Annotated in this window: 15 protein-coding genes; 9 read left to right on the top strand and 6 right to left on the bottom strand. The window is 62.0% G+C overall.

Translation table 11 applies throughout. The features are described from left to right. Positions 1 to 28: 28 nt before the first annotated feature. The 5 genes from tig (at position 29) to F4U94_RS05710 (ending at position 7,855) form a co-directional block, all read left to right on the top strand. Positions 29 to 1,627, top strand: a complete 1,599-nt coding sequence (gene tig / locus F4U94_RS05730) for a trigger factor (RefSeq protein ID WP_150411863.1) — start codon at positions 29 to 31, stop codon at positions 1,625 to 1,627. Positions 1,628 to 1,784: 157 nt separating this feature from the next. Continuing rightward, the gene (locus F4U94_RS05725) at positions 1,785 to 2,762 is read left to right on the top strand and encodes a glycosyltransferase family 2 protein (RefSeq protein WP_120250007.1); all 978 of its coding nucleotides are present in this window, start codon (positions 1,785 to 1,787) and stop codon (positions 2,760 to 2,762) included. A gap of 102 nt (positions 2,763 to 2,864) precedes the next feature. Beyond that, entirely contained in the window at positions 2,865 to 3,500 is a 636-nt protein-coding gene (clpP, locus tag F4U94_RS05720) for an ATP-dependent Clp endopeptidase proteolytic subunit ClpP (RefSeq protein ID WP_120250008.1), read from the top strand. 140 nt (positions 3,501 to 3,640) lie between these two features. After that, positions 3,641 to 4,909: an ATP-dependent Clp protease ATP-binding subunit ClpX gene (clpX, locus tag F4U94_RS05715; RefSeq protein ID WP_120250009.1), complete on the top strand. Its 1,269-nt coding sequence runs from the start codon at positions 3,641 to 3,643 to the stop codon at positions 4,907 to 4,909. Positions 4,910 to 5,275: 366 nt separating this feature from the next. Then, entirely contained in the window at positions 5,276 to 7,855 is a 2,580-nt protein-coding gene (locus F4U94_RS05710) for a TonB-dependent receptor (protein ID WP_150411874.1), read from the top strand. A 184-nt stretch (positions 7,856 to 8,039) separates the two neighbouring features. Here F4U94_RS05710 and mtgA read toward each other — a convergent pair whose 3' ends face one another. Together mtgA and F4U94_RS05700 are read right to left on the bottom strand one after the other, a co-directional pair. Beyond that, complete coding sequence (gene mtgA / locus F4U94_RS05705) at positions 8,040 to 8,735, bottom strand: monofunctional biosynthetic peptidoglycan transglycosylase (protein WP_120250011.1); 696 nt, start codon at positions 8,733 to 8,735, stop codon at positions 8,040 to 8,042. A gap of 33 nt (positions 8,736 to 8,768) precedes the next feature. Continuing rightward, positions 8,769 to 10,061, bottom strand: a complete 1,293-nt coding sequence (locus tag F4U94_RS05700) for an MFS transporter (protein WP_120250012.1) — start codon at positions 10,059 to 10,061, stop codon at positions 8,769 to 8,771. Positions 10,062 to 10,149: 88 nt separating this feature from the next. Between F4U94_RS05700 and F4U94_RS05695 the strand changes: the two genes are divergently transcribed. Continuing rightward, entirely contained in the window at positions 10,150 to 10,713 is a 564-nt protein-coding gene (locus F4U94_RS05695; RefSeq protein WP_120250013.1) for a TetR/AcrR family transcriptional regulator, read from the top strand. Beyond that, positions 10,710 to 11,183, top strand: a complete 474-nt coding sequence (locus F4U94_RS05690) for a GNAT family N-acetyltransferase (RefSeq protein WP_120250014.1) — start codon at positions 10,710 to 10,712, stop codon at positions 11,181 to 11,183. The genes F4U94_RS05695 and F4U94_RS05690 overlap by 4 nt, the downstream gene beginning before the upstream one ends. Before the next feature lie 12 nt (positions 11,184 to 11,195). Here the strand turns inward: F4U94_RS05690 and F4U94_RS05685 are convergent, their stop codons facing one another. The 3 genes from F4U94_RS05685 to F4U94_RS05675 form a co-directional block, all read right to left on the bottom strand. Beyond that, the gene (locus tag F4U94_RS05685) at positions 11,196 to 11,435 is read right to left on the bottom strand and encodes a hypothetical protein (RefSeq protein WP_120250015.1); all 240 of its coding nucleotides are present in this window, start codon (positions 11,433 to 11,435) and stop codon (positions 11,196 to 11,198) included. Between the two features lie 150 nt (positions 11,436 to 11,585). Next, a complete protein-coding gene (rpoH, locus tag F4U94_RS05680; RefSeq protein ID WP_120250016.1) occupies positions 11,586 to 12,497 on the bottom strand; it encodes an RNA polymerase sigma factor RpoH in 912 nt (303 codons plus the stop codon). A 73-nt stretch (positions 12,498 to 12,570) separates the two neighbouring features. Further along, positions 12,571 to 13,524 (bottom strand): RluA family pseudouridine synthase, encoded by a 954-nt coding sequence (locus tag F4U94_RS05675; RefSeq protein WP_120250017.1) that lies wholly within the window; start codon positions 13,522 to 13,524, stop codon positions 12,571 to 12,573. Positions 13,525 to 13,541: 17 nt separating this feature from the next. On the opposite strand from F4U94_RS05675, the gene F4U94_RS05670 reads away from it, so the two are divergent. Both F4U94_RS05670 and F4U94_RS05665 read left to right on the top strand, forming a co-directional pair. Beyond that, positions 13,542 to 13,943, top strand: a complete 402-nt coding sequence (locus tag F4U94_RS05670) for a M67 family metallopeptidase (protein WP_120250018.1) — start codon at positions 13,542 to 13,544, stop codon at positions 13,941 to 13,943. 96 nt (positions 13,944 to 14,039) lie between these two features. Continuing rightward, a complete protein-coding gene (locus F4U94_RS05665) occupies positions 14,040 to 14,696 on the top strand; it encodes a histidine phosphotransferase family protein (RefSeq protein WP_120250019.1) in 657 nt (218 codons plus the stop codon). A gap of 45 nt (positions 14,697 to 14,741) precedes the next feature. Here the strand turns inward: F4U94_RS05665 and F4U94_RS05660 are convergent, their stop codons facing one another. Continuing rightward, a complete protein-coding gene (locus F4U94_RS05660; protein ID WP_120250020.1) occupies positions 14,742 to 15,794 on the bottom strand; it encodes an NAD(P)H-dependent flavin oxidoreductase in 1,053 nt (350 codons plus the stop codon). Positions 15,795 to 15,805: the final 11 nt, after the last annotated feature.

Below are 15,805 nucleotides of genomic sequence, written 5' to 3'. Positions count from 1 at the left end.
CAGCTGAAGAAAGCGTTTGAGAGAAGAGATGCAGACTGTCGAGACGTTGAACGAGGGCCTGAAGCGCGCCTACACCGTAACCATCACGTCGAAGGACATCGACGCCCGTGTCGATAAGGAAGTGCTGGCAATCGCACCGCAAGTGCGCATGCCCGGCTTCCGCGCCGGCAAGGTGCCTGCCAACCTTGTAAAGAAGATGCATGGTGAATCGCTTCAGCGCGACGCCCTGAACAACAGCATCCAGGAAAGCATCCAGAAGCTGATCGCCGACCAGAAGCTGCGTCCCGCGATGCAGCCGTCGGTCGAACTGGACGAAGGCTTCGAATTCGGCAAGGACGCCGAAATCAAGGTCGCTCTGGAAGTGCTGCCCGAAATCGCGGCGCCCAGCGTCGATGGTCTGAAGCTGGAACGCCTGACCGTCGAAGTTGCCGACGCACAGGTCGATGAGGCCGCCGGCCGCATCGCCAGCCAGCAGGGCGCACTCGAAGAACATGCCGCCAGCCACAAGGCGAAGGACGGCGACACGCTGAAGATCGATTTCGTCGGCAAGGTCGACGGTGAAGCGTTCGAAGGCGGTTCGGCCGAAGGCGTGAACCTCAAGATCGGCGCCGGCCAGTTCATCCCCGGCTTCGAAGAGCAGCTGACCGGCGTCAAGAAGGGCGAAGAAAAGACGATCACCGTCACCTTCCCCGAAGATTATGGCGCCGAACATCTCGCCGGCAAGGAAGCGACGTTCGACATCACCGTCCAGTCGATCCTGAACGCCGACAAGCCCAAGGTCGACGAAGAGTTCGCCAAGTCGCTGGGTCTGGAAGGTCTGGACAAGCTCAAGGAGCTTCTGAAGGGCCAGATCGAGCAGGAACATAATGGCCTGACCCGCACCTATATGAAGCGCAAGCTGCTCGATCAGCTCGCCGCTTCGCACGACTTCGACGTGCCGCCCAGCATGGTGGAAGCCGAATTCGCCCAGATCTGGCAGCAGCTTCAGCATGAAGCGACCCATGAGGAAGATCCGGCCGCCGCGATCGCCGAAATGGAAGCGGAGAAGGACGATTATCGCGCCCTCGCCGTGCGTCGCGTTCGTCTCGGCCTGCTCCTGTCGGAAATCGGCCAGGCCAATGGCGTCGTCGTCAACGACCAGGAAATGAACCGCCTGATCATGCAGGCGGCGCAGCAGTACGGCCCGCAGGACCGCGAGCGCTTCGTCCAGTATGTCCGCCAGGATCCGATGGCCGCCGCCCAGCTGCGCGCCCCGCTTTATGAGGACAAGGTCGTCGACTTCCTGTTCGAAAAGGCGGAAGTCACCGACCGCGCCGTGACCAAGGAAGAGCTGGAAGCCGCGATCGAAGCCGAAGATGGCGACCTGAAGCCCCACGTCCATGGTCCCGACTGCGGTCATGACCATCATGACGAAAAGCCCAAGGCCAAGAAGGCTGCGCCCAAGAAGAAGGCCGAAGCCGAGGACGCACCTGCCGAAGCCGCTGCTGAAGAAGCACCGGTGAAGAAGGCCGCGCCCAAGAAGGCCGCCGCCAAGAAGGACGAAGCGGTCGCCGAGGAAGACGCCGCCGCCGAAGAGAAGCCCAAGAAGAAGGCTGCTCCCAAGAAGGCTGCCGCCAAGGCCGAATAAGCCCGCCTTTGCGATCATGAAGAGCGCCCGGCTTCCCCGCGAAGCCCGGGCGCTTTTCATTTCGCCCACGCTTTCCTTTCCGGGAATGGCATGGCAGACGAAATCTTAATCATGATGCGCCATGTCGAACCCAGCTAGATGGGGACATGGGAAGGCGATGAAGGAATATCCCGCGGTGAACAGTCAACCGGCCGTTGCGGCCCCGCGCGTCGCGGTGATCCTGCCCTGCTACAACGAAGCCGGCGCGATCGTGCAGACGGTGGAGGATTTTCGCCGCGCGCTGCCCGCCGCCGACATCTACGTGTTCGACAATAACAGCACGGACGGCAGCCGCGAACTGGCCGCCGGGGCAGGGGCCATCGTCCGGCGCGTGGGCCAGCAGGGCAAGGGCCATGTCGTGCGCCGCATGTTCGCCGACGTCGACGCCGACATCTACATCATGGCCGATGGCGACGCGACCTATGAGGCCGCCGCCGCCCCCCGCATGGTCGCCGCCATGCTGGAGGATAATCTGGACATGGTCGTGGGCGCCCGCAAGTCGGAGGTAGAGGAAGCCTATCGTCGCGGCCACCGCTTCGGCAATTGGGCGCTGACCAGCCTGCTCAAGCAATTGTTCGGCCGCAGCTTCACCGATATCCTCTCGGGCTATCGCGTCTTTTCCCGCCGCTTCGTCAAAAGCTTCCCGGTCCTGTCGGCCGGCTTCGAGATCGAGACGGAAATCAGCGTTCATGCGCTGGAACTCGCCATGCCCGTGTCGGAAGTGATGACCGCCTATGGCGCCCGCCCCGAAGGATCGGTCAGCAAGCTCAGCACCTATCGCGACGGATTTCGCATCCTGCGCACGATCATCACCCTGTACCGCATCGAACGGCCGATCCTGTTCTTCGGCATCATTGCGGGGCTGCTGGCGGCGCTGGCCCTCGGCCTTGCCGCGCCGCTGATCGTCACCTATCTCCACACCGGCCTGGTCCCGCGCTTCCCCACCGCGATCCTGGTCACCGGCGTGATGATCCTGGCGACGTTGTCGGCCATGTGCGGGCTTATCCTCGACACGGTCGTGCGCGGCCGTCGCGAAGTCCGCCGCCTTGCCTATCTCGCCTTCCGCGCGCCATCCGACTACGGCCGCCGCGACTGATCCTCACTCATGCCCTGAAGGTGGTGACGCCTTCCCCCTTGAACCATCCGCCTTTTGTGCCGATGTAGGGACTGGGCAAAAGCACCAGACTGAAAGAGCACAATGACCGATATCATGACCGATCCCATGGCCGCCCTGGTCCCCATCGTCATCGAACAGTCGAACCGCGGCGAACGCAGCTTCGACATTTTCTCGCGGCTGCTGCGTGAACGCATCATTTTCGTCACCGGCCAGGTCGAAGATCATATGGCGTCGCTGATCGTCGCCCAGCTCCTGTTCCTCGAATCGGAAAATCCGAAGAAGGACATCTGGATGTACATCAACTCGCCCGGCGGCGTGGTGACGGCTGGCATGGCGATCCACGACACGATGAAATATATCCGCCCGCAGGTCGGCACCGTCTGCATCGGTCAGGCCGCCTCGATGGGTAGCTTCCTGCTGGCCGCCGGTGAGCCGGGCAAGCGCATCGCGCTGTCCAACGCCCGCATCATGGTGCATCAGCCGTCCGGCGGCGCGCAGGGCATGGCGTCGGATATCGAGATCCAGGCCAAGGAAATCCTGCGTATTCGTCGCCGTCTGAACGACCTGTACGTCCAGTACACCGGCCAGACGCTGGAAGCGGTCGAAAAGGCGATGGATCGCGACACCTTCCTCGAAGCGGACGAAGCCAAGGCGTTCGGTCTGGTCGACGAAGTGTTTGATCGCCGCCCGGTGGCAGTCGATCCTAACGACGCTTAAAGACAATCTTTACCGCGACGCGTCACTTTCACCCCTTGTGGAACGGGCGCGCCGCGGTCTAGAATGGCCTTTGGACCAGAAAATCCCTCACCGAACGCGGTTCTGGTGACTGTAAACCGGGGGGGAAGAGAGAATGGCGAATGACTAAGCTTACCGGTTCGGATTCGAAAAGCACACTATACTGCTCCTTCTGCGGGAAGTCGCAGCATGAGGTGCGCAAGCTGATCGCAGGACCGACCGTGTTCATCTGCGACGAATGCGTGGAACTGTGCAACGACATCATCCGCGAGGAGACCAAGGGCGGTCTTGTCGGCAAGAAGGATGGCGGCGTGCCCACCCCGCAGGAAATCTGCGATGTGCTCGACGATTATGTGATCGGCCAGAACCGCGCCAAGCGTGTGCTGTCCGTCGCCGTCCACAATCATTACAAGCGCCTGAACCACGGCTCCAAGCCGGGCGAGGTGGAACTGGCCAAGTCGAACATCCTGCTCGTCGGCCCGACCGGCTGCGGCAAGACGCTGCTGGCGCAGACGCTGGCCAAAACGTTCGACGTGCCCTTCACCATGGCGGATGCGACCACGCTGACCGAAGCCGGCTATGTCGGTGAGGACGTGGAAAACATCATCCTCAAGCTGCTCCAGGCGTCCGACTATAATGTCGAAAAGGCGCAGCGCGGCATCGTCTATATCGACGAGATCGACAAGATCAGCCGCAAGGCCGAAAATCCCTCCATCACCCGCGACGTGTCGGGCGAAGGCGTGCAGCAGGCGCTGCTCAAGCTGATGGAAGGCACGACTGCTTCGGTTCCGCCGCAGGGTGGCCGCAAGCATCCGCAGCAGGAGTTTTTGCAGGTCGACACGACCAACATCCTGTTCATCTGCGGCGGCGCCTTTGCGGGCCTGGAAAAGATCATCGGCGACCGTCTGGAAGCCAAGTCGATCGGCTTTGGCGCCCATGTCGCCGCGCCGGAGGAGCGCCGGACCGGCGAACTGCTGCGTCAGAGCGAGCCGGAAGATTTGCTCAAATTCGGCCTGATCCCCGAATTTGTCGGCCGTCTGCCCGTCATCGCCACGCTGGAAGATCTGGACGTGACCGCTCTGGTCAAGATCCTGGTCGAGCCGAAGAATGCGCTGGTGAAGCAATATGGCAAGCTGTTCGACATGGAGAATGTCGAGCTCAGCTTCACCGACGATGCGCTGACCGCGATCGCGAAGAAGGCGATCGAGCGCAAGACCGGTGCGCGCGGGCTGCGGTCCATTCTTGAAGCGATCCTGCTGGACACGATGTTCGACCTGCCATCCATGCAGGGCGTCTGCGAAGTGGTGGTCGACAAGGATGTCGTCGCCGGGACCAAGGAACCGATTCGGGTTTTCAGCGAAAAGGAAAAGCGGGCCGAAGACGCGGCCTGATTTAACCCCTTTTTACCCGTATGAAATATGGGCCGGCGAGCGATCGCCGGCCCTTTTTCATTTTGGTTGCGTGCGCTGCACAAAAATTCCTGCCGCGTTGCAAAATTGCACCAGTGTCAAACTAGTCGGTTTGGCTGAGAAAATGTCATTAAACTTCAATAAATTACCATCAAAGGCGGGGCCTGCCAAAGCCTGAACGGGTGTGGCGGGGGAGGAATGTGACAGTCCTGCGGGTGCATTGTAACATAAATGCAATCGACGCATCACAGGGCCGTCGCCAGCAGCCGCCAAGAGCGGCGCCGGCTTGAAAGAGCAGACAGTTTAGGGGCGTGGCTCGCGCCACTCTTGAAAAGGGACAAGGGTCAAATGAAGAAATTTCTGATGGGCAGCGCCGCGATTATCGCGGTCGCCAGCCCCGCAATCGCATTCGCGCAGTCGACCGGTTCGGATGATTTCGATACCATCGTCGTAACCGGCGCAACCGTCAGCCAGGGCGTTGGCGGCGTGAAGATCCCCGACTCGCCCAAGGCGAAGGTCGTGCTGGGTCAGGAAATCATCCAGGCGCAGCGCCCCGGTCAGACGATCAACGAAATCATCAACCTGGTGCCGGGCGTCAGCTTCACCAACAACGATCCCTGGGGTTCGTCGGGCGGCAGCTTCACCATCCGTGGCTTCAGCTCGGACCGCATTTCGCAGACCTTCGACGGCATCCCGCTCAATGACTCGGGCAACTATGCGGTTTACACCAACCAGCAGGTTGACGCCGAACTGATCGAAAACGTCAACGTTAACCTGGGTTCGACCGACGTCGACAGCCCGACCGCTGCTGCGGTTGGCGGCACCGTCAACATCAAGACGCTGGAGCCGAGCGACGAGTATGGCGTTCTGGCCAGCGCCAGCTACGGCAACATCGCGGCCAGCGGCGCAGGCGATCGCCCCTATTTCCGCATGTTCGGCGTGGTCAACACCGGCGACCTGACCGGTCATGGCACCAAGGCTTGGTTCTCGGCATCGCGCCTGAAGAACGACGCTGCCTTCGCCAACTATGGCAAGGTGTACAAGCAGCAGTATAACGCCAAGATCTGGCAGGATCTGGGCGACAATGGCGACTTCATCTCGCTCGCCGCGCACTACAACCAGAACCGCAATAATTTTGGTGGTTCGCCGCTGCGCGCCAACGCCTTCACGGGCGACAAGGCTGGCCGCTTCTATAACATCGCTGGCGGCGCTCCTTGCACACGCATCACCCCGACCAGCGGCGTGGCTGACGTGGAACTGGCGTCGAACTATTGCGGCACCGATTTCGAACGTCGTTACAATCCGTCGAACACGGGCAATATCCGCCTTAATTCGAAGTACACGCTGACTGAGCGTCTGACTTTCTCGATCGACGGCGCTTATCAGTGGGTCAAGGCGAACGGCGGCGGCACCACCGTGGCGCGTGAGCAGTTCTTCACCACGGGCGGCTCGTTCACGGGCAACTATGGTGGCACCTTCTATTTCGGCCGCGACCTTAACGGCGACGGCGACACGCTCGATCGCGTCCTGGTTGCTCAACCCAGCCAGACCAACACCCGTCGTTGGGTCGGTATCGCTAACCTCGCCTATGAAATCAGCGATGCACACCGCGTCCGCTTGTCGTACAGCTACGACCGTGCGCGTCACCGTCAGACCGGATATGCTGGATTCCTTGACCGGAATGGCGAACCGTTCGACGTGTTCCCGATCAATGATCCGATCACCGATGCTGCTGGCAATGCTCTGCAAAAGCGTGATCGCAAGTCGATCGCCGAACTGAACCAGATTGCTGGTGAATATCGCGGTCAATTCTTCGAAGATCGTTTGTCCGTGCTGATCGGAGGCCGCTTGCCCTTCTTCAAGCGCGAACTGGATCAGAATTGCTTCACAACCAGCTCAGGCGGCTTTGTGGATTGCGTGCCGGAAAGCCAGCAGGCGGCATATATCGCGACCCGCGCCTACACCTTCAACCCGGTAACGGGTCGTGCGACGGGTTCGGCCGCACCGCAAGAGCGTAAGCTGAAGTACGACAAGTTCTTGCCGAACGTCGGTGCGACCTTCAAAATCACGCCGGAAATCAGCATTGCGGGCAGCTATGCGAAGAACCTCTCGGTGCCTAGCACCGACGCGCTCTACAATGCTTTCTACTTCCCGGCTGGCAGCGACGAAGCTTACCGCGTCCCTGAAACCTCGGACAGCTTCGACGCCAGCATCCGCTACACTTCGTCGAAGGTTCAGGCTGCGATCACCGGCTGGTACTCCAAGTACAAGAACCGCCTGGTCACTGCCTACGATATCGACGGCAACGGCACCGACACCAATCTGGGTCCGGTGAAGAAGTACGGCATCGACAGCAGCATCTCGTACAGCCCGATCAAGGAAGTGACGGCTTACCTGTTCGGCTCCTACATCAAGTCGGAAATCCAGAACGACGCGGTGACGGGCAGCTGCGCACTCGACAGCGACATCCAGCTGGCGGGCCTTTGCTACACCCAGAATGGCGTCAACTATCTGCGCACCGCCGGCAAGCGTGAACGTAGCGCTCCGAAGTATCTCTTCGGTGGTCGTCTGCAGGGTAATCTGGGTGACTTCACCTTGGGCGTTCAGGCCAAGAAGACCAGCTCGCGCTTCATGAACGACATCAACGGTGAAGTTCAGACCGCAACGACCAGCACGGGCTTGACGAAGATCATTGCACCTGGTGCGAAGTTCGGTGCCTACACCGTCGTCGATCTGGACCTGCGCTACTCGCTCGCCAGCCTCGGCATGGAAAAGGGCGCGATCCAGCTGAACGTCAGCAACCTGTTCGACAAATTCTACGTCGGCTCGTTCAGCGGCGGTCTGGACACGCTGGCCAGCTCGTCGTCGGCCTTCGTGAACTTCGGTTCGCCGCGCGCGATCAGCGCCTCGCTGATCATCGGCTTCTAAAAGTCGATCGATACCCAAAAACAGAAAAGGGCGGGGAGCAATCCCCGCCCTTTTTCCATGTCTGCCACCCGCTGTCCTATTCGCGCGACGCTGCCTATGATGGGCAGCGCCGCTTTCCGATAGGATCAGGCCGGCGTAACATCATGTCGAAATCTGCGGGAAATGTGCGAAGTTAAGCGGCGCCTCAGCGCAGGCAGCTATCCAGCCCGTCCCGCTGCACCACCCCGATCCGCGCTGCGATCGTATTGCCATAACGACGGGTAAAGCCGCTCGGCGCGACCGCCGCTCGCTTCTTGGGCAGCGGCAGGACGGCGGCGATCCGCCCGGCTTCGGCCCGGTTCATCTTGCCCGCGCCATGATGGAAATAGCGGATCGACCCGGCCTCCACGCCATAGGTGCCGATCCCCGTCTCCGCGACGTTCAGATAGACTTCCATGATCCGCTTCTTGCCCCAGATCGCCTCGATCAGGACCGTGAACCAGGCTTCCAGCCCCTTGCGCACGAAGCCGCCGCCCTGCCACAGGAAGACATTCTTCGCCGTCTGCTGACTGATGGTCGATCCGCCGCGAATGCGTCCGCCGCTGGCATTATGGATCGCGGCCTTGGCGATGGCATCCACGTCGAAGCCATGATGGGTGCAGAACTTCCCATCCTCGCCGGCGATCGCCGCGCGGGCCATGTCCGGATCGATATCGTCCAGGCTGGTCCAGTCCTTGGTAATGCCATTGGGATCGAACAGCATCGTCAGAGTCACCGGCGGCGGCACGAAGCGATAGATCGCCACCATGAACAGCGACAGGGCGATGAAACCAAGCAGGATCTTGACCGGGATCATGATCCAGCGGAAGCGGCGGCGGGGCGATGCGGAGGATGCTTTCATGCCCCCGTTGGTAGCGCGCCCGCCTTATCCGTTTCAAGCCGCCGCGAGCGTACCCCGCCGCTGATCGCGATTGATCAGCAGCACCAGTCCCGCCCCGATCAGGCAAAGGATCCCCGCGCCGATGAAAGCGGGCATATAGCTCGCCCAGACCGTCCGCGCCAAACCGCCGCCCAGCGCTGCGCTGGCCGCGCCCAGCTGATGCCCGGCGAAAATCCAGCCGAAGACGATATTCGTTCGCTCCGGTCCGAAACGCTGTGCCGTCAGCTTCACCGTCGGCGGTACCGTCGCGATCCAGTCGAGGCCATAGAAAACCGCGAAGAGCGACAGGCTGTAGAGCGAAAAGTCGCTGAACGGCAGATAGAGGAGGGAAAGGCCGCGCAGGCCATAATAGACGAACAACAGCCAGCGATTGTCGAACCGGTCGCTCAGCCAGCCCGATCCCAACGTGCCGAAAAAGTCGAAAAATCCCATCATCGCCAGCATCGACGCTGCGCCCACCGCCGCCAGCCCATAATCACCGCACATCGCGATGAAATGGGTCTGGATCAGGCCATTGGTGCTGGCGCCACAGACGAAGAAGGAAAAGAAAAGGATCCAGAAAGTCGACACCCGCGCCGCATCACGCAACACATGGATCGGCATGAGCAGCAGTGCGCCCAGACTGGCGGGCTGCGGCGGCACGGCCTGCACATCGCTTTCGCCATAGGGCGCCAAGCCCATGTCCGAAGGCCGGTCCCGCATCAGCAGGACCACGGCCACGCCCGCGACCACGATCGCCCCGCACACCAGAAGCAATGCCGCGCGCCAGCCATGCGCCGCCGTCAACCCCGCCAGCAGCGGCAGGAACGCCAGTTGCCCAGTCGCCGTGCTGGCCGACAGCAAGCCCATCACCAGCCCGCGCCGCTGCCCGAACCAGCGGGTCGCCACCGTCGCCCCCAGCACCATCGCCGTCATGCCGGTGCCAAGGCCGATCACCACGCCCCACAGCAGCACCAGTTGCCATAGCTGCGTCATGCCGAGCGACAACAGCAGGCCACCGATCACGATCGACAGCGAAATCAGCATCATCCGCCGCACCCCGAACCGGTTCATGAAGGCCGCCGCAAATGGCCCCATGCCGCCGAACAGCAGGAAACGGATGGCCAGCGCTCCGCTGATATCCGCGGCGCTCCAGCCGAATTCCTTCTGCAAGGGGATGATGAACACGCCCGGCGCTCCGACCGCGCCCGCGACCACCAACATGGTGAGGAAGGTCGCGCCGACCACGGCCCAGCCATAATGGATATTCCTTGCGGACAGGCGGCGTGCAATGGCGGTCGAGAACATCAACGTCCCCCTTCGGGCGATAATCGGACTGGCGTTAAATGATGAACATCATATATAAGGTCAAGAGGCCATTTGAGGAGCGCCGGATATGAAGGTCAGCCGCGATCAGGCTGCGCGCAATCGGGAGAAGGTGGTCGATGCCGCATCCCGCCTGTTCCGCGCACGCGGCGTGGATGGCGTCGGCATTGGGGAGGTCATGCGCGAATGCGGCCTCACCCATGGCGGATTCTACAACCAGTTCGGGTCGAAGGATGCGCTGGTCGCGGAAGCCTGCGCTGCTTCGCTCGCCAACAGCGCCACGCGCTGGCGAACCGTAGCGGCGGAAGCGAGGGAGGGTGACGCGCCCGCCGCCATCGCCGCCAATTATCTCAGCACCCGCAACCGCGACGCGCCCGAAACCGGCTGCGCCCTGATCGCGCTGGGGCCGGACGCCGCCCGGCGCGGTGGTGACCTGGCCGGCGCCTTCCGGCAGGGTTTCGAGGAACTCACCACCATATTGCAGCAGAGCGGACCGGAGTTGGATCGTCAGGACGCGCTGGCCCGTATGGCGCAAATGGTCGGCGCGATGGTGTTGGCGCGCGGTGTCGCCGATCCGGCCCTTTCCGACGAAATATTGGCGGCCGTCCGCCATAGGCTGGACGTGCCGGCATGAGCGATTGGCGCCCGATGCGTGTGGCGGACATTCCATCCGTCGCCGCCATTTCCGATGCGGTCCATGGCGACTATACCGAACAGGCGGCGGTCTATGCCAACCGCCTGCAACTTCATCCGCGCGGTTGCTGGCTGCTGGAGCGGGATGGCAAGGCGATAGGCTATCTGATCAGCCATCCCTGGGAAGGCACGCAACCGCCGGCATTGAACCAACTGATAGAAAAGCTGCCGGAGCCGGCCGATCATTATTATCTGCATGATCTCGCCCTGCTGCCCGATGCACGCGGTACCGGTGCGGCGCAGAGGGCGATAGGGATCGTGCAGGATCGGGCTGGAAAGGCCGGCGCACGGCGGATCGCGCTCACGGCCGTCAATGGCGCGGACGCCTTCTGGGGCCGCAACGGCTTCACTGCCATGGCCGCAGGCGGCACCTATGGTGGGGACAGTCTGGCGATGGAAAGGTTTCTCTGATCGGCGCTTCGATTAGAGCCAGCTATGCCCATCCGGTCCTGCGCAACCATGGGGCGGCATCTGGCCGACAAAGCGTGTCTGCATCTTATGGCAGCCCCAGTTACGCAGCGGCGCAGGCATATAGCCATTGAGCGCAATGCCGACTTCATCATAGGGGCTGTCGCCCAGCGCGACATAGGCGTACCAGCGACCGCCGAACATCATGGCGATACCGACCGAAAGAACGATGATAAGCCTCAGAATTTTCTGCATTTCTGTTCCAGGTTGAAAGGGAAGGGCAGATGCCACTGCCTCCGCGATCGCCATGGATCAAGCCCGTTAACCGCTTCCGGTCCACCGACCGCCGACAACAAAAAAGCCCCGGATCGCTCCGGGGCTTCTTCTGTCATTCTGTCCGACCGATCAGGCCAGCGCGAAGCGGGCCATCTTGCCCAGCTTGTCGCCGGCAATGCGCATCATCGCCTTTTGCAGCTTCTCGAAAGCGCGAACCTCGATCTGGCGTACGCGCTCGCGCGACACGCCATAGACCTGGCTCAGCTCTTCCAGCGTCTTGGGCTCTTCCGCCAGGCGACGTTCGGCCAGGATATGCTTTTCCCGATCATTGAGATCGGTCATCGCTTCGACCAGCATCTGGTGACGCTGCGTCTTTTCCTGTTCCTCGGCAACGCGCTCGTCCTGCAACGGGTCGGTGTCTTGCAACCAATCCTGCCACTGGCCTTCGCCATCTTCGCGCATCGGCACGTTGAGCGACGTATCGCCACCCATCGCCATGCGGCGGTTCATGGACACGACGTCATCTTCCGACACGCCCAGATCGGTCGCGATCTTGGTCACGTCTTCAGGGCGCAGGTCGCCATCCTCGAACGCTTCGATATTGTTCTTCATCCGGCGAAGGTTGAAGAACAGCTTCTTCTGCGATGCGGTGGTGCCCATTTTGACCAGCGACCAGCTGCGCAGGATGAATTCCTGGATCGAGGCGCGGATCCACCACATGGCGTAGGTCGCCAGGCGGAAGCCGCGTTCGGCCTCGAACTTCTTCACGCCCTGCATCAGGCCGATATTGCCTTCGGAAATCAGCTCGCTGACCGGCAGGCCATAGCCGCGATAGCCCATCGCGATCTTCGCCACCAGGCGCAGGTGCGACGTGACCAGCTGCGCAGCCGCATCCGGATCCTGATGCTCCTCATAACGCTTGGCGAGCATATATTCCTGCTCGGGCGTCAACAGGGGGAACTTCCGGATCTCGGAGAGATATCGGTTGAGGCTGGCTTCACCGCCCAGCGCCGGAACTGCGGGGACATTGCTCTTGGCCATGTCGTTACCTTTCCCTTTCATGCACGGCGGGACCCAGAAGAGGCGTCCTGCACCGTCGCAAACTTGTCAGAACCTATACGTGGAGCTGGCTTAACAGTTCCTGCATATCGCTAGGCAGTACACTTTGAAACAAAAGCCGTTCGCTCGTTACCGGATGTATGAACCCCAGGCTTTTGGCGTGCAATGCCTGCCTTTTGAAACCCAGCGTTTCCAGTATTGATTTGAAACCTTTTCTTTCTCTACCGTAAACCGGATCACCGATCAAGGGGTGCCCGATATGGTGCATATGCACGCGAACCTGGTGCGTACGGCCGGTTTCCAGCCGACATTCGACCATCGCCGCGCCCTGCAAACGCTCGACCATGCGATAATGGGTCACGGCATGTTTGCCCCGACCTTCCCGATGAACCGCCATCTTCTTTCGATCAGCGTCGGATCGGCCCACCCAGGCATCCACCGTGCCGGAAGCGGGAACCGGCACGCCATAGACGATCGCGGCATAGAGCCGGTCGATACTATGATCCTTGAACTGCCGGGCCAGTCCCTCATGCGCCTTGTCGGATTTGGCGACGACCAGCAGGCCGGACGTATCCTTGTCGATGCGATGGACGATGCCCGGCCTGGCGACCCCGCCGATGCCGGAGAGTTGCCCTTCGCAATGATGCAGCAGCGCATTGACCAGCGTCCCGTCCAGATTGCCGGCCGCCGGATGCACGACCAGCCCCGCCGGCTTGTCCACCACGATCAGGTCGGCATCTTCATGCACGATGGTCAGCGGAATATCCTGCGCCACCGTATCCAGCGGGACAGGGGCGGGCAGCGTGACGGTATAGGTCTGGCCAAGGGCGACTTTCATCGAAGCGTTGATCCTGGAGACTTGCGCGCAGAACACTTGCCCCTCGGCGATCAGGCCCTTGATCCGCTCGCGCGACAGGTCGGGCAACAGGTCCGCCAGTGCACGATCAAGCCGCAGCCCGTTCTGCGCCTCGCTGATAATTGCGTCTAAGATGGAAACCCCCGGAACCATTGGTTACGGATGTAGGAATGATTGTAGGAATTTCAAGATCGCTGTTGGAACAAATCGTGGCCCTGGCCGCAGCGGACCGGCACGAGGTGTGCGGCCTGCTGCTCGGCGGCACCGATCGGATAGAGGCGATCATCCCGGCCGCCAACGTCGCTGCCGATCCGGCCCGTCATTTCGAACTGGACCCGGCGGCCCTGATCGCTGCGCATCGCGCGGCCCGTTTGGGTGGTCCTGCGATCATCGGCCATTATCATTCCCATCCATCGGGCGTTGCCGCCCCTTCCGTAACCGACGCGGCCTGCGCAACGGCGGATGGAAGTTTATGGCTCATCGTCGGGGGTAGGGAGACCACTTTATGGCGTGCCGGGCCGGGTACGGCGGTTAACGTCCATTTTACCCAAATCCGTCTCGACAGTCGGTGACCGAAAGGCGGCAGGCCGGGCTTGCATCGCCGCGCCGTGCAGCGCATTAGCCGCATAAGCGCTTCCCTTCCTTCTAATCCGGCGACCCTGATCCGCATGACCCATCCGACCGACAGTATCGAATTTGCCAGCCTGCTTTGCTCGCGTCTGTGCCATGATTTGCTCAGCCCGGTCGGTGCGCTCAATAATGGGCTGGAGCTGATGGCGGACGAAACCGATCCGGAAATGCGCCAGCGTTGCCTGGACCTGCTGGCCGACAGCGCCAAGACGTCGGCGAACAAACTCAAATTCTTCCGTCTTGCGTTCGGCTCTGCCGGCGGTTTCGGCGATGCCGTTCCGCCGCATGAGGCGAAGGTCGCGATCGAGGGCATGTTCGCCACCGCCGGCCGGGTGAAGGTCGGCTGGCTGGTCGAAGAACAGATGCTCGACAAGCTGGCGGCCAAGATCCTGCTCAATCTGGCATTGATCGCCGGCGACGCATTGGTGCGGGGCGGACAGTTGGATATCGGCGCCGAAAAGCGGCCGGGCCTGACCGAAATCGTCGTGCGCGGCGAAGGGCCCAAGGTCGTGCTCGACCCGGACCTGCGTGGCGCACTGGCCGGCACCCTGCCGATCGAGGGTTTGGCATCTCGCACCGCTGCCGCCTGGATGATCCGTCAGATGGTGATCGAAAGCGGCGGCGAGATCGCCTTGTCGCCCCCCGGTGAGCCTGTGCTGCTCTTCGGCGCCTCGATCCCCGATCGCCGTCCGTAAAAGCCCGGAACGACTGTCCAACTCGCTGTCTCGTGCGCGCGGGTTTTAAACAGTCACGCCTTGCATCTCCGCGACCAGCAACGCCATCAATTCCGCGACGGGCAGTGCGCGTGCCAGTGGCGCGCCCTGTCCTGCCCATTGCGCGCCATAACCGCCTTCGCCAGTAGCCTTGGCCGCTTGATGTAGCGCCTTCCCGGCATCATAGGCGATCGGATAATCGGGGGAGGGAAGGCCCATCTGCATGCTCCATTCGGTAAAGCGATTGGCAAGACAGCGGGCCGGACGCCCGGATATGGCCCGCGTCAGCATGGTGCGATGCGCCGCCGGACTGAACAACGCAGCGCGATAAGACTCTTCGGCGCTGCTTTCCGGGCAACCGATGAAGGCCGTGCCCAATTGCGCCGCCACCGCGCCCAGATCGAGCGCGGCCCTGATGCCTCGTCCATCCATGATCCCGCCCGCCGCGATAACAGGCAGGCCGGCCTGCGCCACCAGCAAGCGAGTCAGCGGCAAGACCCCCAACTGCGCATCCGGCGCATCGGGATCGAACATGCCGCGATGGCCGCCAGCTTCTATCCCTTGCGCCACCACGGCGTCGATCCCGGCAGCCTTGGCCGCCAGCGCCTCGTCCAAATTCGTCGCGCTCGCGAGCAGCAGGCACCCCGCCGACTTCAGTGCAGCGATCCGATCCGCATCGGGCAGGCCGAAATGAAAACTGACAACCGCCGGCCGTGCCGCGACCAGCATCTGTAGCATCGCATCATCTTCGGCAAAGCTGCGATAGATTTCCCGCAGCGCTGTGGGTTGCGTCGCGCCGTAACGGGCAAAGACGGGCGCCAGCGCTTCCAGCCAACGCCTCTCGGTTTCAGGCTGCGGTCGGGCAGGGGCATGGACGAACAGATTGACGTTGAACGGCCGACCGGTCAGCGATCGCACGGCGTCGATCATCCCGCGCGCGCCATCCGCATCCACAGCGCCGACCCCGATCGACCCCAATCCCCCCGCCTCGCTCACGGCCGCTGCCATGGCGGGCGTCGATACGCCGGCCATCGGCGCCTGAATGATGGGGTGGGTGAGGCCAAGGCGATCGAGTGTCATGCTCCTTATGT

This window comes from Sphingobium limneticum, from assembly GCF_008710155.1.
GTDB classification, from domain to species: domain Bacteria; phylum Pseudomonadota; class Alphaproteobacteria; order Sphingomonadales; family Sphingomonadaceae; genus Sphingobium; species Sphingobium limneticum.
Note: the sequence above shows the minus strand (reverse complement) of the source record. Positions and strands in the feature narration are given on the sequence as shown.

Coding starts and splice junctions, on each gene's coding strand:
- F4U94_RS05710 (WP_150411874.1), top strand. CDS start 5,276: ATGAAGAAATTTCTGATGGGCAGCGCCGCGATTATCGCGGTCGCCAGC.
- F4U94_RS05690 (WP_120250014.1), top strand. CDS start 10,710: ATGAGCGATTGGCGCCCGATGCGTGTGGCGGACATTCCATCCGTCGCC.
- F4U94_RS05725 (WP_120250007.1), top strand. CDS start 1,785: ATGAAGGAATATCCCGCGGTGAACAGTCAACCGGCCGTTGCGGCCCCG.
- F4U94_RS05660 (WP_120250020.1), bottom strand. CDS start 15,794: ATGACACTCGATCGCCTTGGCCTCACCCACCCCATCATTCAGGCGCCG.
- mtgA (WP_120250011.1), bottom strand. CDS start 8,735: ATGAAAGCATCCTCCGCATCGCCCCGCCGCCGCTTCCGCTGGATCATG.
- F4U94_RS05685 (WP_120250015.1), bottom strand. CDS start 11,435: ATGCAGAAAATTCTGAGGCTTATCATCGTTCTTTCGGTCGGTATCGCC.
- F4U94_RS05700 (WP_120250012.1), bottom strand. CDS start 10,061: ATGTTCTCGACCGCCATTGCACGCCGCCTGTCCGCAAGGAATATCCAT.
- F4U94_RS05665 (WP_120250019.1), top strand. CDS start 14,040: ATGACCCATCCGACCGACAGTATCGAATTTGCCAGCCTGCTTTGCTCG.
- F4U94_RS05675 (WP_120250017.1), bottom strand. CDS start 13,524: ATGGTTCCGGGGGTTTCCATCTTAGACGCAATTATCAGCGAGGCGCAG.
- F4U94_RS05695 (WP_120250013.1), top strand. CDS start 10,150: ATGAAGGTCAGCCGCGATCAGGCTGCGCGCAATCGGGAGAAGGTGGTC.
- clpP (WP_120250008.1), top strand. CDS start 2,865: ATGACCGATATCATGACCGATCCCATGGCCGCCCTGGTCCCCATCGTC.
- clpX (WP_120250009.1), top strand. CDS start 3,641: ATGACTAAGCTTACCGGTTCGGATTCGAAAAGCACACTATACTGCTCC.
- F4U94_RS05670 (WP_120250018.1), top strand. CDS start 13,542: ATGATTGTAGGAATTTCAAGATCGCTGTTGGAACAAATCGTGGCCCTG.
- tig (WP_150411863.1), top strand. CDS start 29: ATGCAGACTGTCGAGACGTTGAACGAGGGCCTGAAGCGCGCCTACACC.
- rpoH (WP_120250016.1), bottom strand. CDS start 12,497: ATGGCCAAGAGCAATGTCCCCGCAGTTCCGGCGCTGGGCGGTGAAGCC.